This is a genomic window from Streptomyces amritsarensis (genome assembly GCF_001953875.1).
Lineage (GTDB): Bacteria > Actinomycetota > Actinomycetes > Streptomycetales > Streptomycetaceae > Streptomyces > Streptomyces amritsarensis.
Genome location: NZ_MQUR01000002.1, coordinates 85363 through 104664, shown reverse-complemented (window position 1 = coordinate 104664; position 19302 = coordinate 85363). Strand labels below are relative to the sequence as shown.

At 73.4% G+C, this 19302-nt stretch carries 19 protein-coding genes and 1 tRNA gene; 13 read left to right on the top strand and 7 right to left on the bottom strand.

All coding sequences use genetic code 11. The features are described 5' to 3' along the window. The first annotated feature begins 126 nt into the window (after positions 1 to 126). The 9 genes from AVW11_RS01625 (at position 127) to AVW11_RS01585 (ending at position 7638) form a co-directional block, all read left to right on the top strand. On the top strand, positions 127 to 912 hold the full coding sequence (locus AVW11_RS01625) for an SGNH/GDSL hydrolase family protein (RefSeq protein WP_030847359.1): 786 nt from the start codon (positions 127 to 129) through the stop codon (positions 910 to 912). A gap of 191 nt (positions 913 to 1103) precedes the next feature. After that, positions 1104 to 2309: an MBL fold metallo-hydrolase gene (locus AVW11_RS01620; RefSeq protein ID WP_078096392.1), complete on the top strand. Its 1206-nt coding sequence runs from the start codon at positions 1104 to 1106 to the stop codon at positions 2307 to 2309. A gap of 290 nt (positions 2310 to 2599) precedes the next feature. After that, the gene (locus AVW11_RS35580; protein ID WP_076042983.1) at positions 2600 to 4954 is read left to right on the top strand and encodes a sensor histidine kinase; all 2355 of its coding nucleotides are present in this window, start codon (positions 2600 to 2602) and stop codon (positions 4952 to 4954) included. 77 nt (positions 4955 to 5031) lie between these two features. Then, positions 5032 to 5466 carry a roadblock/LC7 domain-containing protein gene (locus AVW11_RS01610; protein ID WP_381786732.1) on the top strand — a complete coding sequence of 145 codons (435 nt, stop codon included), beginning with the start codon at positions 5032 to 5034 and terminating at the stop codon, positions 5464 to 5466. A 71-nt stretch (positions 5467 to 5537) separates the two neighbouring features. Continuing rightward, positions 5538 to 5876 (top strand): DUF742 domain-containing protein, encoded by a 339-nt coding sequence (locus AVW11_RS01605; protein WP_030854423.1) that lies wholly within the window; start codon positions 5538 to 5540, stop codon positions 5874 to 5876. Then, on the top strand, positions 5854 to 6474 hold the full coding sequence (locus AVW11_RS01600; RefSeq protein ID WP_051700738.1) for a GTP-binding protein: 621 nt from the start codon (positions 5854 to 5856) through the stop codon (positions 6472 to 6474). Before AVW11_RS01605 ends, AVW11_RS01600 begins: the two co-directional genes overlap by 23 nt. Beyond that, the gene (locus AVW11_RS01595) at positions 6471 to 7019 is read left to right on the top strand and encodes a GAF domain-containing protein (RefSeq protein ID WP_060179187.1); all 549 of its coding nucleotides are present in this window, start codon (positions 6471 to 6473) and stop codon (positions 7017 to 7019) included. Before AVW11_RS01600 ends, AVW11_RS01595 begins: the two co-directional genes overlap by 4 nt. A 78-nt stretch (positions 7020 to 7097) precedes the next feature. Continuing rightward, positions 7098 to 7460 (top strand): MmcQ/YjbR family DNA-binding protein, encoded by a 363-nt coding sequence (locus AVW11_RS01590; RefSeq protein WP_076042982.1) that lies wholly within the window; start codon positions 7098 to 7100, stop codon positions 7458 to 7460. A 104-nt stretch (positions 7461 to 7564) separates the two neighbouring features. Next, positions 7565 to 7638, top strand: a tRNA-Pro gene (locus tag AVW11_RS01585). A gap of 225 nt (positions 7639 to 7863) precedes the next feature. Here AVW11_RS01585 and AVW11_RS01580 read toward each other — a convergent pair. The 5 genes from AVW11_RS01580 to AVW11_RS01560 form a co-directional block, all read right to left on the bottom strand. Beyond that, complete coding sequence (locus AVW11_RS01580; protein WP_240528109.1) at positions 7864 to 8631, bottom strand: ABC transporter ATP-binding protein; 768 nt, start codon at positions 8629 to 8631, stop codon at positions 7864 to 7866. A 65-nt stretch (positions 8632 to 8696) separates the two neighbouring features. Further along, positions 8697 to 9716: an ABC transporter ATP-binding protein gene (locus AVW11_RS01575; protein WP_076043021.1), complete on the bottom strand. Its 1020-nt coding sequence runs from the start codon at positions 9714 to 9716 to the stop codon at positions 8697 to 8699. A gap of 5 nt (positions 9717 to 9721) precedes the next feature. Next, entirely contained in the window at positions 9722 to 10600 is an 879-nt protein-coding gene (locus tag AVW11_RS01570; protein WP_060179192.1) for an ABC transporter permease, read from the bottom strand. Beyond that, positions 10597 to 11550 (bottom strand): ABC transporter permease, encoded by a 954-nt coding sequence (locus AVW11_RS01565; protein ID WP_030854439.1) that lies wholly within the window; start codon positions 11548 to 11550, stop codon positions 10597 to 10599. Before AVW11_RS01565 ends, AVW11_RS01570 begins: the two co-directional genes overlap by 4 nt. Further along, entirely contained in the window at positions 11547 to 13181 is a 1635-nt protein-coding gene (locus tag AVW11_RS01560; RefSeq protein ID WP_060179193.1) for an ABC transporter substrate-binding protein, read from the bottom strand. The genes AVW11_RS01565 and AVW11_RS01560 overlap by 4 nt, the downstream gene beginning before the upstream one ends. 131 nt (positions 13182 to 13312) lie before the next feature. On the opposite strand from AVW11_RS01560, the gene AVW11_RS01555 reads away from it, so the two are divergent. Next, a complete protein-coding gene (locus AVW11_RS01555) occupies positions 13313 to 14416 on the top strand; it encodes a LacI family DNA-binding transcriptional regulator (protein WP_076042980.1) in 1104 nt (367 codons plus the stop codon). Here the strand turns inward: AVW11_RS01555 and AVW11_RS01550 are convergent. Then, positions 14383 to 16017, bottom strand: a complete 1635-nt coding sequence (locus AVW11_RS01550) for an amidohydrolase (RefSeq protein WP_076042979.1) — start codon at positions 16015 to 16017, stop codon at positions 14383 to 14385. The genes AVW11_RS01555 and AVW11_RS01550 overlap by 34 nt on opposite strands. 91 nt (positions 16018 to 16108) lie before the next feature. Here AVW11_RS01550 and AVW11_RS01545 point away from each other — a divergent pair, with 91 nt between their 5' ends. Further along, positions 16109 to 16819 carry a TetR/AcrR family transcriptional regulator gene (locus AVW11_RS01545; protein ID WP_030854454.1) on the top strand — a complete coding sequence of 237 codons (711 nt, stop codon included), beginning with the start codon at positions 16109 to 16111 and terminating at the stop codon, positions 16817 to 16819. 28 nt (positions 16820 to 16847) lie between these two features. Here the strand turns inward: AVW11_RS01545 and AVW11_RS01540 are convergent, their stop codons facing one another. Next, a complete protein-coding gene (locus AVW11_RS01540) occupies positions 16848 to 17267 on the bottom strand; it encodes a MarR family winged helix-turn-helix transcriptional regulator (RefSeq protein ID WP_076042978.1) in 420 nt (139 codons plus the stop codon). Between the two features lie 217 nt (positions 17268 to 17484). On the opposite strand from AVW11_RS01540, the gene AVW11_RS01535 reads away from it, so the two are divergent. Together AVW11_RS01535 and AVW11_RS01530 are read left to right on the top strand one after the other, a co-directional pair. Further along, positions 17485 to 18396, top strand: a complete 912-nt coding sequence (locus AVW11_RS01535) for an SDR family oxidoreductase (protein WP_076042977.1) — start codon at positions 17485 to 17487, stop codon at positions 18394 to 18396. Between the two features lies 1 nt (position 18397). Further along, positions 18398 to 19297 carry an amidohydrolase family protein gene (locus AVW11_RS01530; RefSeq protein ID WP_076042976.1) on the top strand — a complete coding sequence of 300 codons (900 nt, stop codon included), beginning with the start codon at positions 18398 to 18400 and terminating at the stop codon, positions 19295 to 19297. Positions 19298 to 19302 lie beyond the last annotated feature (5 nt).

The window sequence follows — 19302 nt, the reverse complement described above, 5'->3', positions numbered from 1 at the left end:
GGGACCCGAGGGGGGTCCCGGCCCCACGTGTACTTATTCCTTACCTCTCGCGTGGTATAGATCACGGCCCGTCAACCCCTCATTACGTTGGCGTAGGTTGGTTACGGGAGTGAAGGATGGGTTCTCGTGGCAGCGACGACGACGAAACTCAAGACCATCGGCTCGTACGCGGCGATCGGGGACAGCTTCACAGAGGGCGTGGGGGACCCGGGGCCCGGGGACACGTTTCTCGGCTGGGCGGACCGGCTCGCCGTGCTCCTGGCCGATCAGCGCGAAGAGCACGACTTCCGGTATGCGAATCTCGCGGTGCGCGGGAAGCTCCTCGACCAGATCGTGGCGGACCAGGTGCCGAGAGCCAAGGCCCTCGCCCCGGACCTGGTCACCTTCTGCGCGGGCGGCAACGACATCATCCGGCCCGGCAGCGACCCGGACGACGTGGCGGAACGGTTCGAGGCGGCCGTCGCCGACCTCACCGGAGCCGTCGGCCATGTCATGATCACCACCGGCTTCGACACCCGCGGGGTGCCCGTCCTCAAGCACATCCGGGGCAAGGTCGCGACGTACAGCGCGCACGTGCGGGCCATCGCCGACCGCTACGACTGCCCCGTGCTCGACCTCTGGTCGCTGAAGTCCGTACAGGACCGGCGCGCCTGGGACGCCGACCGGCTGCACCTCTCGCCCGAGGGCCACACCCGCGTCGCACTGCGCGCCGCACAGGTGCTCGGCATGGAGGTGCCCGCCGACCCCGACCAGCCGTGGCCGCAGCTGCGCCCGCGCGGCTCGGTGGACGTGACCCGCGACAACATCCAGTGGGCCCGCGAATACCTGGTGCCCTGGATCGGCCGCCGACTGCGCGGCGAGTCCTCCGGCGACCACGTCGAGGCGAAGCGCCCGGACCTGCTCCCGCTGTAGCCGCGGGGCGACGGGGCGAAGGCGCGAGAGCAGGCGGGAGGGGCAGGCGGGAGGGGCGGGCGGAAGGGGCGGGCGGAATCCTTCGGGGCCGGTGTGCGTTGGGATGGTCGTAGCGCTACGACCGCACCGACCCCATCCTCCCTGGAGGCGCTTTGACCGGCTCCCGTCCCCTCCGTCCGCGGCTGCGCGCCATGCGGCCCGAAGCCTTCGGCGCGGACCCGTCCGGCGCCAGGCTGGAGCGGATCCGCCGCTCGCCGAACTTCGCCGACGGCGTCTTCCAGAACCCGGTCGGGGCCCGGAACAGGCCCTCGGGGTCGATGACGGAGTTCGCGAAGGTCTACTTCCACCGCGAGCAGCGGCTCCGCCGCAGCCCGGGGGCGGCCATCCCGGTGCACCCGACCACCCTCGCTGACCTGGCGAAGCCGCCCACGAGCGGCCTGCGCCTGACCTGGATGGGTCACTCCAGCGTGCTCGCCGAGATCGACGGGCACCGGGTGCTGTTCGACCCGGTGTGGGGCGAGCGCTGCTCCCCCTTCCCCTTCGCCGGCCCCAAGCGGCTGCACCCGGTGCCGGTCCCGCTGGCCGCGCTCGGCGAGGTGGACGTCGTGGTCATCTCGCACGACCACTACGACCACCTCGACCTGCCGACGATCAAGGCACTGGCCGGTACGGACACCCTTTTCGCCGTCCCGCTCGGAGTCGGCGCGCACCTGGAGCGGTGGGGCGTGTCGGCCGACCGGCTGCGCGAACTCGACTGGAACGAGACCACCCGGATCGCCGGGCTGTCCCTCACGGCGACCCCCGCCCGGCACTTCTGCGGCCGCGGCCTGCGCAACCAGCAGCACACCCTGTGGGCCTCCTGGGTGGTCGCGGGCGACGAGCACCGGATCTACCACAGCGGCGACACCGGCTACTTCCCCGGCTTCGCGGAGATCGGCGCCGCGCACGGCCCCTTCGACGCCACGATGATCCAGATCGGGGCCTATTCGGAGTACTGGCCGGACATCCACATGACCCCCGAGGAGGGCATGCGCGCCCACCTCGACCTCCAGGGCGGCACCCCGCACGGCACGATGCTGCCCATCCACTGGGGCACCTTCAACCTGGCCCTGCACCCGTGGGACGAGCCGGGCGAGGGCACCCTGGCCGCCGCGGAGGGGGCCGGAGCGGCCGTCGCGCTGCCGATCCCGGGCCAGCCGTTCGAGCCCGGCGCCGAGGGCGCACCCGCCGAGCCGTGGTGGCGGCCGTTCGTCGCCGGGGCTGCGACGGCCGGCGGACCGGTGGACGGGCCTGCGGCCGTGCCGCCGCACGAGGCCGGCGCAGCGGCGGCGACAGCGGCCCGCGTGGCGTCGTCGGCGGTGAGCGGGCAGGAGAAGCCGGAGTCCGTCGGCTCGTAGCCGGCGCGCGCACGACCGGCGGGGGCGGTCGCCCGCCGCACGCCGTTCGCCCCCGCCGCCCGTCCCGTCCCCTCCCGGGCGCGCGGAGGGGCGCCGCCGGGCGGTGACAGCGGCCTGACCGGCGCATTTCGGGCTGCTGTGCGAGCGCTCCACCGGGAGCGGGAAGCACCCCCGCGAAGTTCTCCAACTGGCAGTCCGCGGCGGGATGGTGGGGTCTAGCGTGGGTATCCGGTGATCAACACCGGGCCCCGGGAACGCTGGGGGCCGGGCCCCACGTACCGAGGACGCCGATGTCCGGACTCCGCGCCGCCCGCCACGCCCCGTCGAGACACGCCGTCACGGGGCCCGCCCGGCAGATACGACCCCAGCTGGTACGCGCCGCGCTCCTGCCCACGCTCGCCGCCGCGCTCAGCGGCGCCGCCGCAGTGATCTTCACCCTCCAGCTCGGCGGCGGAGCCGGCGACCGCGACGCCCGCCTCTGGCCGGTCCTCACCGGCTGCGCCCTGCTCACGGTCGGCGCCCTCGCCGCCGCCCTGCTCGGGGCCCAGCGTGCCGCGAAGGCCGTACGCGACCGGTGCGAGGCGCTGCGCCGCTCCAGCGTGCGCGGCCGCCAGGAGCTGCGGACGGCCGCCGACCGCCTGGAGCGGGGCGAAGCTCCGCCCCGGCCGGTCCGGGGCGGGCCGAACGCCGCCCCCACCGGGGGCGACCCGGCCGGCGTGGACGAGTTCTGGCTGCTCTCCCAGGAGCTGCGCGGCGCCCGCGAACAGGCCCACACGACCCTGCTGCGGCTGGCCGGGCCGGCCGCCCCGACCGACAGCGAGCGCAAGGTCGAGGTCTTCGTCAACCTCGCCCGCCGGCTCCAGTCCCTCGTCCACCGCGAGATCGCGCTGCTCGACGAGCTGGAGGACACGGTCGAGGACCCGGACCTGCTGAGGGAGCTCTTCCACGTCGACCACCTCGCCACCCGGATCCGCCGCCACGCCGAGAACCTCGCGGTGCTGGGCGGCGCGGCCTCGCGCCGCCAGTGGACCCGGCCGATCGACCTGAGCGAGGTGCTCCGCTCCTCGGTCGCGGAGGTCGAGCAGTACACCCGGGTCAAGGTCGTGCCGCCGGCGGGCGGCAGCGTACGCGGACACGCCGTCGCCGACGTGGTGCACCTGCTGGCCGAACTCGTCGAGAACGCCACGGTGTTCTCCGCCCCCGACACCGATGTGGTGCTGCGCGCCGAGCGGGTCACCGCCGGGATCGCGGTCGAGGTGGAGGACCGGGGGCTGGGCATGCCGCCGGAGGAACAGCACCGGATGAACGCCCTGCTCGGGGACCCCGACCAGGTCAGCGTCCGGAGCCTGCTCGCGGACGGGCGGATCGGCCTGTACGTCGTCTCGACGCTGGCCCGGCGGCACGGGATCGCCGTCGAGCTCAAGTCGAACATCTACGGAGGCGTCCTCGCGGTGCTGGTGCTGCCGCTGGAGCTGCTGGGCGCGGCCGAGGCGGGCGACGCTGCCGGGGGCTCGCGGGTGACGCCGCCCCTGGAGCCGGTACGCATGCCGCTGCCCCGCCGCGCGGACCCGGCCGCCCCCGCCTCCCGCCGCGAACCCGCGCCGACCGCATGGCCCCCGCCCGGCGAGTCCTGGGGCGCCACCACGACGGGCACCGGCGGAGCACCGCCGCCCCGGCCGGGGACCCCGACCTCCCCGCCGTACGGCCGGGAGCCCGCCCGGGCGGAGGACGCCTGGGCATCTGAAGCGGACCCGTCGGGGCCGGTGGCCCGGCCGGGGTCCGTGGCCGGTCGGCGGGCGGAGCCCGGGGCGGCTGTGCCGGTGGGGCGGGAGGCCGCCCGGGAGCCCGGCTCGGCGCAGGGCGGGCCCGGGACCGGGCCGGAGGCGGCGCCCGAGCCGGCAGGCGCCCCGCCGTACGGCCGGGAGCCCGCCCGGGCGGAGGACACGTCCGAGCCGCTGTCCGGGTTCTGGGGGACCACCAGCGCCGCGGCCGACTGCGGGCCGCTGGACGGCAGGCAGGAAGCCGAGCCGGCCCCTCGGCCGTCGGCGGACCCATGGGTCGTGGCCGGCGGTGAGCCGTCGGGCCGGCCCGGTTCCGAGGTCGGGCGGTCGGGCGAGCCCGAGCCCTGGTCAGAGCCGGAGGCCGGGCCGCAGGCCGCGTCGGTGGCCGGCTCGGCGGAGGACAGCAGGCCCTCGGCCGAACCCGGCTGGTGGGCGGCGTGGGACGCGACCGCGAGCCCGTCCGAGCTGCGGGGCGCGGTCCCGGCGGAGTCGGCGCCGACGGGCCCCTGGGCCGTGGCCGACGGCGGGCCAGGGGCTGCGGCCGGGCCGAGGGCGGTGCCGGTCCGTCCCACGGCGGACGGCCGGTCTGCGCCGTCCGGCGACCCAGGCTCCGCGGCGGACGCCTGGTCCGGATCCGGCGGTGGGCCGTCGGACGGGGCCAGGCCCGGGGAGCCCGCCGGGCACGACGCGGGCGAGCGGCCCATGCTGCCCCGGCGCCGCGCCCAACAGCACCTCGCGCCCCAACTGCGCGACGCACCCGCCCCGCGGCGCCCCGCGGACGGCGAGCAGCCCGTGCACGACCCGGGCCTCATGGCCGCCTTCCAGCGGGGCTTCGGCCGCGCGCAGTCGGAGAACCAGGCATGACCCCCAGCACCCCCAGTCCCCTCGGCACCCCAGCCCCCTCGGCACCCCCCAGCACCCTCGGCAAGGAGCACACCACCATGGGCGGCGAAATGGCGATGAAGACCGGCAGCCGGCTCTCGGACCTCGACTGGCTGCTCAGCGGCCTGGTCCAACGCGTGCCGTACACCCGCAGTGCCGTCCTGCTCACCGCCGACGGGCTCGTGACCTGCGTACACGGCATGGACCCCGACAGCGCCGACCACATGGCGGCCCTCGCCTCCGGCCTCTACTCACTCGGCCGGAGCGCCGGCGCCCGCTTCGGCGAGGGGGCGGAGGTACGGCAGGTCGTGGTCGAGCTCGACACGGCGCTCGTCTTCGTGTCCGCGGCCGGATCCGGGACCTGCCTGGCCGTCCTCGCCGACCGGGAGGCCGACGCCGGTGTCCTCGGCTACGAGATGGCGATGCTGGTCAAGAGCGTCCGCCCCTACCTCGCGGCCGCGCCCCGGCGGCCCGCCGCGAACGTGGAGCGATGAGGGCCCGCGGCAGGGGGGCGTACGGAAAAGGGCACGACACACCGTGGGTCGACGGTTCGGCGGGCCGCGTGATGCGCCCGTACACCGCCAGCGGCGGCCGGACCAGACCGGGCATCGCGCTCGACCTGCTGTCGCTGATGACCGCGACCGGCGTGCGCCCGCGCGTCCCGCTCGGGGCCGAGCACACCCACGCGCTGCGGCTGTGCGCGAGTTCGGCGGCGGTCACCGTCGCCGAACTGGCGGGCCAGCTGCGGCTCCCCGCCGCGGTGGTCAAGGTGCTGCTGTCCGATCTCATGGACTACGGGGCCGTGATGGCGCAGTCGCCGCGGTTCCCCGGCGGAGGCTCGTACGCCGCCGATGACCAGTCACTCCTCCTGGCGGTGCTCGATGGCCTACGCAGACGGCTGTGACGCCCCCGTGACGCTGAAGGTGCTGGTCGCCGGGGGCTTCGGGGCGGGGAAGACCACCTTCGTGGGCGCGGTGAGCGAGATCGAGCCGCTGAGCACGGAGGAACTGCTCAGCGACCTCGGCGCCGACGCCGACCCGCTGCACGGGGTGGAGGCCAAGACCACGACGACCGTCGCGCTCGACTTCGGCCGGATCACCCTGGACGACCGCCACGTGCTCTACCTCTTCGGGACGCCCGGCCAGCACCGCTTCTGGTTCCTGTGGGAGGAACTGTGCGCGGGCGCGCTCGGCGCCGTGGTGCTCGCGGACACGCGCCGCCTGGCGGACTGCTTCCCGGCCGTGGACTTCTTCGAGCGGCGCGGAATCGGCTTCGTCGTCGCCGTCAACGAGTTCGACGGCTGCCACCGCTACACGCCCGACGAGGTCAGGAACGCGGTGGGACTGGGCCCCGACGTACCCGTCGTACGCTGCGACGCGCGTCTGACGAGCTCCGGGACGGTGACGCTCGCAACCCTGGTCCGTCACCTGCTGTGCACGTCCGCGACCCGAGCGACAACGACGACACCAACGCCACTGTTACCGGAGCCGGGGGAAACATGACGCTCTCCTACGAATCGACCGGACACCTGCTGCTCACGCCCGTGGACCGGGAGGCGCCCGCGCGAGCCGTCCGGCTGCGCGAAATGGGGCTGGGCGAACGGGTGGACACCGAGCTGGACGCCTTCGCGCGGCACGTGGCGGACGTCCTCGACGCCCCCTACACGGGCGTGAACTTCGTCGGCGAGGAACGGCAGTTCTTCGCGGGCCTGCACCACGCGCCCGACGCCCCCGACAGCGGCTACCCGGCGCGGGTCCTGCCCCGCGACCACGGCTACTGCCCGCACGTCGTGGTGCGCAGGCGCGCGCTGGTGCTGGAGGACGTGCGGGACTTCGCCCGGTTCGCCGGCAACGCGGTGGTCGACGGGAGCGGGGTCCGCTCCTATCTGGGGGCGGCGCTGACCGACCGGCGCGGGATCGTCCTCGGCACGGTGTGCGCGGTGGACGCGGTGCCGCGGCGGTGGGGGACGGCGGGGCTCGCCACCGCGAAGGAGCTGGCGGCCGAGCTGGTGGCGCTGCTGCACGAGCGTGAGGACCGGCGCGCATGAGTTCGGTTGTCGGTGGCGGGCGCTACGGTCGTCGAACGGGGATCCACCCGAGCCGCAGACCGGACAGGAGTCCCGGGAATGGCCACCACCGTGCAGCACGTCCGCCTGATCGCCCTGTCCCTCCCGGACAGCACCGAGAAAACGGCATGGGGCATGCCGACCTTCCGCGTGGGCGGCAAGATCTTCGCCGCGCTCGCCGACGACGACGCCTCGATCGGGGTGAAATGCCCCAAGGAGGAACGGGCCGAGCTGATCGCGGCGGAGCCGGAGAAGTTCTTCCTGCGCGCCGGCCACGACGACCACTACGCGTGGATCCGGGTCCGCCTGGCCGCGGTGCGGGACGAGGCGGAGCTGCGCTCGATCCTGACCGACTCCTGGCTCCAGGCCGCCCCGAAGCGCCTGGTCGCGGCCCATCCGGAGCTGGCAGCCGGCACCACCTGACCTGATCGCGACCCGGTGCCGGAAAGGCGCGCGCGACCACCCACAGAAATGCGGTATCGTTCTCATGCGCGTTCGGCCAGGGGAAACCCCAGGTCAGCGGGCATCGGGACGTGGCGCAGCTTGGTAGCGCACTTGACTGGGGGTCAAGGGGTCGCAGGTTCAAATCCTGTCGTCCCGACTCGAGAGAGTCGTAGGTCAGGGGCCGTTTCGGAGCAATCCGAAACGGCCCCTTGATCGTTTTTGCGGACCGGGTGGGGACCAATCCCTTGTGCGAGGGTTCCCCACGCGTCTTGACCCGGTCGAGGAGCGGTCCGGATCCACCGACCTCGTCAGCGACCCTTGCGGGCCGCCGCGCTGCCATGACCGCTGTCATGTCGATTTCCCCGCGGGGCCGTGACGGCGGTCACCGGCCTGCGGGGAACCGCCCGCGCCGGGGCACCGAGTCCAGGAGAAGCCGGGTGTACGGGTGGTCCGGGGCCTCCAGGACCCGCGAGACCGGACCCGTCTCCACGACGTGACCGGACTTGAGCACGAGGACCTCGTCGGCGATGTGCCGGACCACCGCCAGGTCGTGCGTGACGAACAGGTAGCCGATCCCCGAGGCGCTGCGGATCCGACCGAGGAGTTCGAGTATCTGCGCCTGGATCGACACGTCGAGCGCGGCGACGGCTTCGTCGAGAACGAGGACCCGGGGCTCCACGGCAAGGGCGCGGGCGATCGCCACGCGCTGCCGCTGGCCGCCCGAGAGGTCGCGGGGCAGGGCGGTGGCCTCGCGTGTGCCGAGGCCGACCTGGTCCAGGAGCCCGGTGACCCGGGTGCCGCGGCCGGCCGCATCGAGATCGGTGTGGAGGCGCAGTACCTCGTCCAGGCATCCGGAGACGGTCACCCGGGGATCGAGCGAGAGGTAGGGATCCTGGAAGACCATCTGGATCTCCCGGGCCCTGGCCAGCCGTTCCGCCCGCCGCCGGGGCCGTGTGGAGCGGTCCCGGCCGTCCAGGCGGACGGTCCCGCCGTCCGGGCGCTCCAGGCCCACGAGCATCCGGACCGTGGTGGTCTTGCCGCTGCCGGACTCGCCGACGATCGCGAGGGAGGCCCCGGGTGCCAGGGAGAAGGACACGCCGTCGACCGCCGTGTGGTCCCCGTACCGCTTCCTCAGACCTTCGACGACCAGACCTTCGACGACCGGTCCCTCGACGACCGGTCCCTCGACGGCCGGTCCCTCCTTCGCTGAGGCGGTCACAGCGTGATCCCTTCGTCGGCGCGGTGGCAGGCGGCGAGTCCGTCGCCGTGCCGGGTGAGTGCGGGCTTCTCCTCGGAGCAGCGCGGCAGCGCGTGGGCGCAGCGCGCGGCGAAGGCGCAGCCCGGCGGCGCGTCGGCCAGGGAGACGGGACGCCCGGGGATGGGGCGGGGCGCGGGCGCACCCGCTTCGATGCTCGGCGTGCAGGCGAGCAGCCCTGCGGTGTACGGGTGCCGCGGCCGGTCGAACAGCTCGTCGGTACCGCGGGTCTCCACGATCCGGCCCGCGTACATCACGTACACCCGGTCACAGACGGTGGCGGCCAGTTCGAGGTCGTGGGTGACGAAGAGCAGGCCCGTGCCGCGCTCGGCCCGCAGCCGGGCGAGGAGGTCGACGATCTCCGCCTGGGTCGTGACGTCCAGGGCGGTGGTCGGCTCGTCGGCGACGATCAACGCGGGTTCGGCCGCGAGCGCCGCGGCGATGACCACCCGCTGGAGCATGCCGCCGGAGAACTCGTGGGGACGGCGGCGCAGGGCGCCGCGCGGGTCTCGGATGCCGACTGCGTCGAGGAGTTCAAGGGCCCGCGCGTCCGCCGTGGCGGCCGGGGTCCCGGCCGCACGCAGCCCTTCGGTGAGGAAGTCGCCGACTCGGCGCAGCGGGTTCACGGAGGCACGCGGATCCTGGTAGACCATCGCGACCTGCCGGGCCCGCAGTTCGGCCAGCTCGGAACGGCCCATGGTGAGCACGTCCCGGCCGGCGACCCGGACCTCGCCGCTGGTGCGTGCGCCCGCGGGCAGCAGCCCGAGGACGCTGCGGCACGCCACCGACTTCCCGGAGCCCGACTCGCCGACGAGGCCGACGCTCTCCCCGGGCCGTACCCGCAAGTCCACCCCGTCCAGGATCGGCCGCCCGGCCCGGTCGTCGGGCAGCCGGACCCCGAGCCCGTCGATCTCCAGGACCGGACGCCTGCCGTCGGCCGGGACCGCAGACGCGTCCTTCTGTTCCGGCTGTTCGTTCATGCGGTTCACCGCTTCCGCCTCGCGATCCGGTCGGCGAGGCCCTCGCCGACGATGCCGAACGCCACCACGGCGAGCACGATGCACACGGAAGGCGCGAGGGCGGGCAGCATCGCCCCCTGCTGGACGGCCGACTGGCCTTCGTTGATCATGGCGCCCCAGTCGGCGGTCGGCGGCTGCACGCCGAAGCCGAGGTAGGAGAGGGCCGCCAGGTCCATCAGCGCGTACCCGAAGTTCATCGCGGACTGGGCGAAGACGGTGGCGGCGATGTTGGGCAGCAGATGGCGCAGGCACACGTTCCAGCCGGACCAGCCCTGTACCCGGTAGGACTCGATGTACGGGCGGGCCTTCTCCTGGCGCGCGATGCCGCGCACCAGGCGGCCCACGTACGGGGTGTAGGCGACTGCCATCGCGATCACGGGCGCGGTCATCCCCGAGCCGACGACGGAGACGAGCAGGATCGCGAGCAGGAGTCCGGGTATCGCGAAGACCATGTCCATCGAGCGGGACAGGACGGTGTCCGCCAGGCCGCCGCGCCAGGCCGCCACCACGCCGAGCAGGGTGCCGAGCAGGGTTGAGACGCCGACGACGAGCAGCGGGCCGAGCAGCCCGGTGCGGGCCCCGTACATCAGCCGCGACAGGACGTCCCGACCGGACTGGTCGGTGCCGAGGAGGTGCTCGCCGGTGGTCCCGGCCAGGCTCGCCGAGAGATCGAGGGCCTCGGGGTCGTACGGAGCGAGGACGGGGGCGAGCACGGCGATCAGGACGAGAACGGCGAGCACCGCGATCGAGGCGGTGAACAACGGCCCCTGGGCGAGGAGGCGCAGGGGGCGCAGCCCGGGCCTGCGGCGCAGGACGGCGGGCTCCGCAGGTGCGGTGGTGGTCATGAGGAGCCTTCCCCGTGGAGCGACAGCCGGGGGTCTATGAGGGGTGCGAGCAGGTCGACGGCGAGGTTGACGAGGACGAAGGCGCCCACACTGAGCAGGGTGATCGCCTGCACGACGGCGAAGTCCTTGGCGGTGACCGACTGCACGAGCAGGGAGCCGAGGCCGGGCACGTCGAAGGCGGTCTCGACGATCGAGGTGCTGATGAGGAGTCCGGCCAGCATCGTGCCGCCGACGGTGACGACCGGGCCGAGCGCGTTGCGCAGGACGTGGCGACGGACCACGGTCCGCCCCTGGACGCCGCGGGCGTGTGCCACCTCGACGTGTTCCCGGCCGAGTTCGTCGAGCATCGCCGAGCGGGTCACCCGGGCGAGCAGGCCCGCGAAGGTCAGCGCCAGGGCGAAGGCCGGCAAGGTCAGGTGGTACAGCCTCTCGGAGAGTCCGACGGGCGTGCCGCCGGGGCCGGGGAACCAGCCCAGACGGACGGAGAACAGGGACACGAGCGCGATCGCGGTCACGAAGGACGGGGTGGCCGTGGCGACGCCGCTGCCGAGGAGCACCGCCCGGTCCAGCGGCCCGGGCCGCAGCGCGGCGAGGACCCCGGCCGCCACGCCGATGAGGGCGACGAGCAGCGCCGCGTACCCGATGAGCAGGGCCGTGCCGGGGAGCCGGGACCCGATGAGCGCGGAGACGTCCTGGTGGAACTGGGCGGAGTTGCCGAAGTCGCCTTGCAGGACGCCGCCGAGCCACTTCGCGTACTGCACGGGCAGCGGGTCGTCCAGGTGGTACTGGGAACGCAGGGCCGCCACGGCCTCGGGGGTCGCGGGGCGGCCGTGGAGCAGGAACGACACCGGGTCGCCGGGCGCCAGGTGGACGCTGCCGAAGACCACGAGGGAGGTCGCGAACAGCACCGCCACCAGGCCGATGACGCGTCCGATGAGGTAGCGCGTCATTTCGCCGCGGCCCCGATCGTCGCGGCCCACGGGTAGTACAGCTGGGCGATCCCGGTCGGGGCGCCGGTCACGCGCTTGCCGAGGAAGACCGTGTAGGGCGCCTCGTAGAGGGGGATGATCGGCAGCTCGCGCAAGGCGATGTCCTGGAGTTCGGCGGTCAGCTCCGCGCGCTTGCCGGCGTCGGGTTCGGCGTTGGCCCGGTCGAAGGCGGCGTCGTACTCGGCGTTCGACCAGTTGCCGTAGTTCCCGAAGTCGCCGGTGCGCAGGTACTGGTAGAACTCCAGGGGGTCGGGCGTGTTGTCGTACCCGTTGGTGATGACCAGGTCCATGCCGGCGCGTGCGCCGGGGTCGACGAAGATGCTGCTGTACGCCTCGGGGGGTACCGACTTCAGCTCGACGTTCAGGCCGATCTCCCGACCGGCGGCCTGCACGGCGTTGGCGACGACGCTGATCTCGGGAGCGAGCGTGCTGGTGACCAGGGTGATCTTGCGGCCGGCGGCGCCGGCCTCCTGGACGAGCTTCTTCGCGGCGCCGATGTCGTAACCGGGCTCGGGCAGGGTGTCGTAGAGCGCGGCGGTCTTCTCCGGGGCCAGCGCCCACGCGCCGCGCGCGGCGGGGGCCTTGGCGGGGACGCCGATGCCGCCGGCCGCGGCGTTGATGATGTTCTTCCGGTCGAGCGCCAGGGAGAGGGCCTTGCGGACCTTCACGTCGCCGAGCGGGCCGCCGAAGTCGAGCACGGCGAGGTTCGACGCGGCGGTGTTGGGGCCGAAGAGGACGCTGCCCTTGGCGCCGGAACGCAGCTGCCCGATCGTGGCGGGGGCCACCATGTAGCCGCCGTCGGCGGCGCCCGACAGGAAGGCGTTGGTGCGGGCCGCCACGTCCTCGACGAAGGTGAACTTCACCGTGTCGGACTTGGGGGCGAGCCGGGGGTCCCAGTACGCGTCGTGCTTCTTCAGGGTGATCTCGGTGCCCTGGGACCAGGTGTCGAGGGAGTACGGACCGGTGCAGTTGACCTTGCCCGCGGGGGTGCCGTAGTCCTTGCCGGCCTTGGCGAGGGTGGCGGCGCTCTCGATGGTGCCGGGGGACGCGGCCATCAGCTCGTGGAGCAGGACGTCGGGCTTGGTGAGCCGGAACGTCACCTCCAGCGGGCCGGTCTTCTCCACCGCCTTGACGTTCTTGAAGGCCGAACCCCAGGGGGAGCCGGTCTCAGGGGCCATCTGGCGCTGCAGGGAGGCGACCACGTCGTCGGCCGTCATGGTCGTGCCGTCGTGGAACTTCACCCCGGGTCGCAGCGTGTAGACCATCGTGAGCGGGTCGGGGCGGTCGTACTCCACCGCGAGGCCGGGCTCGATCTTCATGTCGGGAGTGACCCGCATGAGCTGCTCGCACACGTTGGCGAGCACGGTGTTCGGCGGGTAGTCGTACGCGAGGGCGTAGTCGAGCGTGTAGGGCTCGGCGTACAGGGCCCAGGTGAAGGAGTCCAGGGGGCCCTGCGCGGGCGGCGAGAGCGGAGTGACCTTGTGGTCCGCGCCGGCGGCGGTCTTGGGCGCAGTGGCGCCGGAACAGGCACTGGTCGTGGCGGCGACGGCGGCGGTACAGAGGACGAGCGCGATGGTTCGGGGCATGCGCATGCAGACCCACCCCTTTACGGGTGTAGTGACGGGCGCTGGGGGATGGAGCGAGTATTGATGCGGGAACGTTCCCGCACAAGGCTGTGCGGGAACGGTTTTGCAAAGGTCACGAGGGTGGCAGCATCAGTCGCATGACCGACGTCCCACCGCACCGCGGGCAGCCCTCGCCGCCCCTCCCACGCGTCCGCCTCGTCGACGTGGCCCGCGAGGCGGGCCTCTCCAAGACGACCATCTCGGCGGCACTGAACGGCACCGGCAGGCTCTCTCCCGAAGTCCGGGAGAAGGCCCGCGAGACCGCGCGCAGAATGGGCTACCGGCCCAACGCCGCCGCGCGCCGGCTGCGCGCGGGACGGGCCAGGTTGATCGGATACGTGGTCGGGGAGTTCGCCGACGCCCCCTGGAACTTCCTGGAGTCGCCGTACTTCGCCCGGCTGACCGCAGCCACCGCGGCGACATCGCTGCGACGCGGCTACGCCGTGGTGCTGCTGCCCGCCGGGTCCCTGCAGAGCGAGTGGGCCGACCTGTCGCTCGACGCGGTGGTCGTCGCCGACCCCGTCGCCGACGACCCGGTCGTCGAGGACCTCCTCGCCGCCCGCATCCCCGTGTTCAGCGACCGCTCCGTCGAGGGGCGGCCCGGGGCGTACTGGGTGGACGTGGACGCCGGCGGCGCCGTGCGGGGCGCCCTCGACCACGTCCGCGAGCAGGGTGCCCGCCGGCCCGTCGTCGTGGTGCCGGACAGCACCACCCGCTTCCACACCGAGGTGTTCGCCGCACACGAGGCGTGGTGCGCGGCGCACGGCGTGCCGGTGCGGGTCGTACGCGCCGGGGGACCGGGGAACGGTCCCGTCATCCGCGCCGTCGAGACGGCCCTCACGGGCGACTTGGCGGCCGACTCGGCGGCCGACCGGGCACGGCCCGACGCCCTGCTCGTCGTGGCCGAGGCGAGTCCGCCCCTGGTGCTGGACGCGACGCGCCGGCTCGGCTACGGGGTCCCCGGTGACCTGCTCCTCGTCTGCGTGAGCGAGGACGTCACCGCCGAACACACCCAGCCGCCCGTGACCACCCTGAGCCTGCGGCCCGAGGCGATCGCGGAGGCGGGCATCGAAACCCTGGTGGCGGTCCTGGAACACGGCGACCGGGAGGCGGCGGGGGTGCTCGTCCCGACCCGACTCGACGTACGGGCGTCATCGGTCCGGCCCGCTCAGGCCGAGTACACGAGTCGGCCGCCGACGTAGGTCCGCTCCACCCGGGCCTGCGCGATCTCCTGCGCGGGCGCAGTGAGGATGTCGCGGTCCAGGACGACCAGGTCGGCGAGGTTGCCGACCCGCAGGCTGCCCGCGTCGTCGTGACCGTTCACGTGGGCGGCCCCGGCGGTGTAGGCGGCCAGCGCGGTCGGCAGGTCGAGCCGCTGCTCGGCGTAGAAGGTCCGGTCGTGGCCGGCTTCGGGATCCCGGCGGTTCACGGCCACGTGAAGGCCCGCCAGCGGGTCGGGGCTGCTCACAGGCCAGTCGCTGCCCGCGACGAGGGTCGCGCCCGCGCGCACCAGGTCGCCGAAGGGGTACTGCCAGGCGGCACGCTCCGGACCCAGGAACGGAATGGTCAGCTCGTCCATCTGGGGCTCGTGGACCGCCCACAGGGGCTGGATGTTGGCCAGGGCGCCGAGCGCGGCGAAGCGGGAGAGGTCCTCGGGGTGGACGACCTGGAGGTGGGCGAGGTGGTGGCGGTTGCCGCGGTGTCCGTTGGCCGCCACCGCCGACTCGATCGCGTCGAGGGCCTCGCGCACGGCCCGGTCGCCCAGGGCGTGGAAGTGCACCTGGAAGCCGAGGGCGTCGAGCTCCGTCACGTATCCGCGCAACGCCCCGGGCTCGACGAAGCTCATACCGCTGTTGGCGGTGGCACAGCCGCAGCCGTCCAGATACGGGGAGGTCATGGCGGCGGTGAAGTTCTCCGCAACGCCGTCCTGCATGATCTTCACCGAGGTCGCGCGGAACCGTCCGGCCCGCAGCTTCTCGCGCCGGGCCACCAGTTCGGGAATCTGCTCGGCGCCGCGTGCGCGGTCCCACCACAGCGCCCCGGTCACGCGGGCCGTGAGCGTGCCGTCCGCCGCAGCGCTCAGGTACGCGTCCGAGGGGTCGGGCCGGCCGCCCAGTTCGCCGAGCATCGCGTCCTGCCAGCCCGTGATGCCCAGGGAGTGCAGCAGCTTCTGGGCCCGCAGGAGTCCGGCGAGGAGTTCCGCCGGCGTGCTCGCCGGCAGCAGCCGGCCGACCAGCGAGGTCGCGCCCTCCTGGAGCATGCCGCTGGGAGTGCCGTCCGGCTCGCGCTCGATCCGGCCGTCGGCGGGGTCGGGGGTGGCGGCGGTGATCCCGGCGAGTTCGAGCGCCCGGGTGTTCGCCCAGGCGCCGTGGTGGTCCCGGTTGACCAGCAGGACCGGGCGGTCCGGGACGACGGAGTCGAGCAGCTGCCGGGTCGGCAGTCCGCCCTCGAAGCTCTCCATCGACCAGCCGCCACCGGTGATCCACTCCCGGTCGGGGTGCGCGTGGGCGTACGCCCGGATCCGGGCCAGGTAGTCCTCCACGGTGACGGTCTCGGTCAGGTCGCACTCGGCCAGTTCGACGCCCGCGAAGACGGGGTGCATGTGGGCGTCCTGGAAGCCGGGGAGCAGCAGTTTCCCTGTCAGGTCGACCACCTCGGTGCCGGGCCCCACGAGCTCTCGCACCTCGTCGTGGCCGACGGCCGCGATCCTGTCGCCGATGACGGCGAGCGAGGTCGCCCGGGTGCGGGCCGGGTCCACCGTGAAGACGGGGCCGTGGGTGAAGACCAGATCGGCCTTGGCCATTCGAACGCTCCAGAACGTGAGGCGACGGGGTGGCGCCATGGAATCGGCAAGGCCGTTTACACGTCAATGGTGTTGACGTAAGGTCCCGGCCATGTCCGAACGTGTCATCCCCGAAGGCGGACGCAAGCGCCGCAGACCCACCAAGCAGGGGTCGGTCCTCTCGGAGCAGCTCATCGTCGAGACGGCGCTGCGGCTCGTCGCCCAGCACGGAGCCGAAGCGCTCTCCGTACGGAGGCTGGGCGCGGCACTCGGCGCCGACCCGAGCGCGCTCTACCGCTACTTCCACAACACCGACGCCCTCCTCCTCGCCCTCGCGGACGAGATGATCGGCAGGGCGCAGGAAGGCTGGAGGGCGACCGGTGACTGGCGGGAGGACCTGCGCTCGATGGGCCTGCGGATCCACGCCTGCTACCTGTCCCACCCGCAGGCGGCCGTCCTCGGCGCGTACCGCACGACGGGACGGCTTCACGAGACCCGGGCCGTCGAGCGGATCCTCGGCATCCTGCGCTCGGCGGGCTTCCCGGACGCCTTCGCCGTCCGCGCCTACCACGCGTTCGTCGACCAGGCCCTGGCCTTCGCCGCCCTGGACGCCGCGGCGCTGGCCCTGCCGAAGGCGGCCCGGGAGGCGGACGAGGCGGTCTGGAACTCGGTCTACGGCAGGCTGTCCGCCGACACCCATCCGAACATCGCGGCGGCCTTCCCGCTGCTCGCCGCCGACATGCGCGACAGCGGCTACCCTTTCGCCCTGGAACTGATGCTCGATGCGATGGCGGCGCTCCGCCCGGCGGCGGCCGAAGCCTGAGCGACGTCCGCCCCGCGGGTGCGCCGGGTCAGGACAGGGCCCGCCAGGACTCGTTCAGGGCCAGCCGGAACGCCTCGGTCTGCTCGGGGCTCAGGGTGGCGGTCATGCGTTCCTCGATGCGGCGGGCCGGCTCCGCGTACTCGGCGAGCAGGCGCCGCCCGGGGCCGGCGAGCAGGATGAGCCGTTCGCGGCGGTTGGCCGGATTGGGTTCGCGGCGGATCATGCCGCGGCTCTCCAGTGCGCGGACCATGTCGGCCATCGACTGGGCGGTGACGAAGGAGTCGCGGGCGAGCTGCGCCGCGGAGATGCCGTCGTGCCGCTCCAGCACCGTCAGGGCGGTGTACTGCAGCGCCGTGATCCCGGCGGGCTTGAGCAGCTCGTCGAGCCGGGCGCGCACCGCAAGCTCCGTTCTCTTGATCAGGTAGAGCAGTGACGTGCTCACGTCCATCCTCCCGTCGTGACGGCCCGCGTGGGGCGGTTCGTACCGCTCCCCGTGGCATGTCTGCGGGGCGCGGCGTCGGCCCACCCTAGGGCATTGACAGGAATCCTGCTGATTGCCCAGACTGCATTCATCAGGATTCCTGTCGATCCCGGCTCGGTCGGCGCTTTCGGCATTCCCCTTTCACCCCTTTCACCCCTTCCATCACTTTCGAGAGGCACCTCTCATGGATCCTCAGGGCAAGGTCGCCGTCGTCACCGGCAGCGGACGCGGCCTCGGACTGGCATACGCTCAGGCCCTCGCCGCCGCGGGCGCCGCCGTCGTGGTCAACGACGTCGACAAGGACACGGTGGACGCCGCCGTCGCCTCGATCACGTCCCGCGGAGGCACGGCGACCGGCGTGGCCGCGGCCGTCGGCGACAGCGAGGCGGCCCAGCGGCTCGTGGACGCGGCGGTGGAGGAGTTCGGGCGCCTGGACGTGCTCGTCACCAACGCCGGCATCCTGCGCGACCGCGTGCTGTGGAAGATGACCGACGAGGACTTCGACGACGTCGTACGGGTCCACCTGCGCGGCACGTTCACCTGTGCCCGCGCCGCCGCCATCCGCATGCGCGAGCAGGGCACCGGCGGCCGACTGGTCCTGATCTCCTCGCCCGCCGGCCAGCGCGGCAACTTCGGCCAGACCAACTACGCCGCCGCCAAGGCCGGCATCGTCGCCATGGCCCGCACCTGGGCGATGGAACTGGGCCGCGCCGGTATCACCGTCAACGCCGTCGTACCGGTCGCCGCCACGGAGATGACCCGGACCATCCCGGCTTTCGCCCCCCTCATCGAGGAGTCCGAGCGCACCGGCGAGCCGCTGCCCGACTGGCTGCGCAAGGACGAGGGCCTCGGCACCGTCGAGGACGTCGCCGGCCTGATCACCTTCCTGGCCTCCGACGACTCCGACGGCGTGACCGGACAGGCCATCGGCATCGGCGGAGACCGCCTCGCCCTGTGGGCCCACCCCAAGGAGAAGGCGGTCGCCTTCGCCGACGGGGGCTGGAGCGGCGACGCCATCGCCGCCGCATGGCCGGACGGCGTCGGCGCCGAGCCCGAGACCTACGGCATCCCCGCGCCGCAGGCCCCGGAGGCCTGAGATGGCCGACCGCTCCCAAGGGCTCGCGCCCGACCTCGACGCGCTGACCGCCATCGACGTGCACACCCACGCCGAGGTCTCCAAGGACGGCCACGGGGCGCTGAGCCCCGAGCTGTTCGGTGCCTCCGAGAAGTACTTCAAGGCCCACGGCCACCGGCAGCCCACCATCGAGGAGATGGCCGACCACTACCGCGAACGCCGCATGGCGGCGGTGGTGTTCACCGTCGACGCCGAACACGCCACCGGCCACCCGCGGATCGCCAACGAGGAGATCGCCGAAAGCTGCGCCGCCCACGCCGACGTGCTGATCCCCTTCGCGAGCGTCGACCCGCACAAGGGCCGCGCGGGCGTGCGCGAGGCCCGGCGCCTGGTGGAGGAGCACGGGGTGCGCGGTTTCAAGTTCCACCCCAGCATCCAGGCCTTCTCGCCCGATGACCGCCTCGCCTACCCGCTGTACGAGGCCATCGAGGAACTCGGCGTACCGGCCCTCTTCCACACCGGCCAGACCGGCATCGGCGCCGGCGTCCCGGGCGGCGGCGGCATCCGGCTGAAGTACTCCGACCCCATGCTGGTCGACGACGTCGCCGTCGACTTCCCCGAACTGCGGATCGTCCTCGCCCACCCGTCCTTCCCCTGGCAGGACGAGGCGCTCGCGGTCGCCACCCACAAGCCGCACGTCTACATCGACCTGTCCGGCTGGTCGCCGAAGTACTTCCCCCCGCAGCTCGTGCGCTATGCGAACACCCTGCTCCAGGACAAGGTCCTCTTCGGCTCCGACTATCCGGTCATCACCCCTGACCGGTGGCTGGCCGACTTCGCCGCACTCGACATCAAGCCCGAGGTCCGGCCGAAGATCCTCAAGGAGAACGCCGCCCGCCTGCTCGGCCTGTCCACCGACTGAAGGAA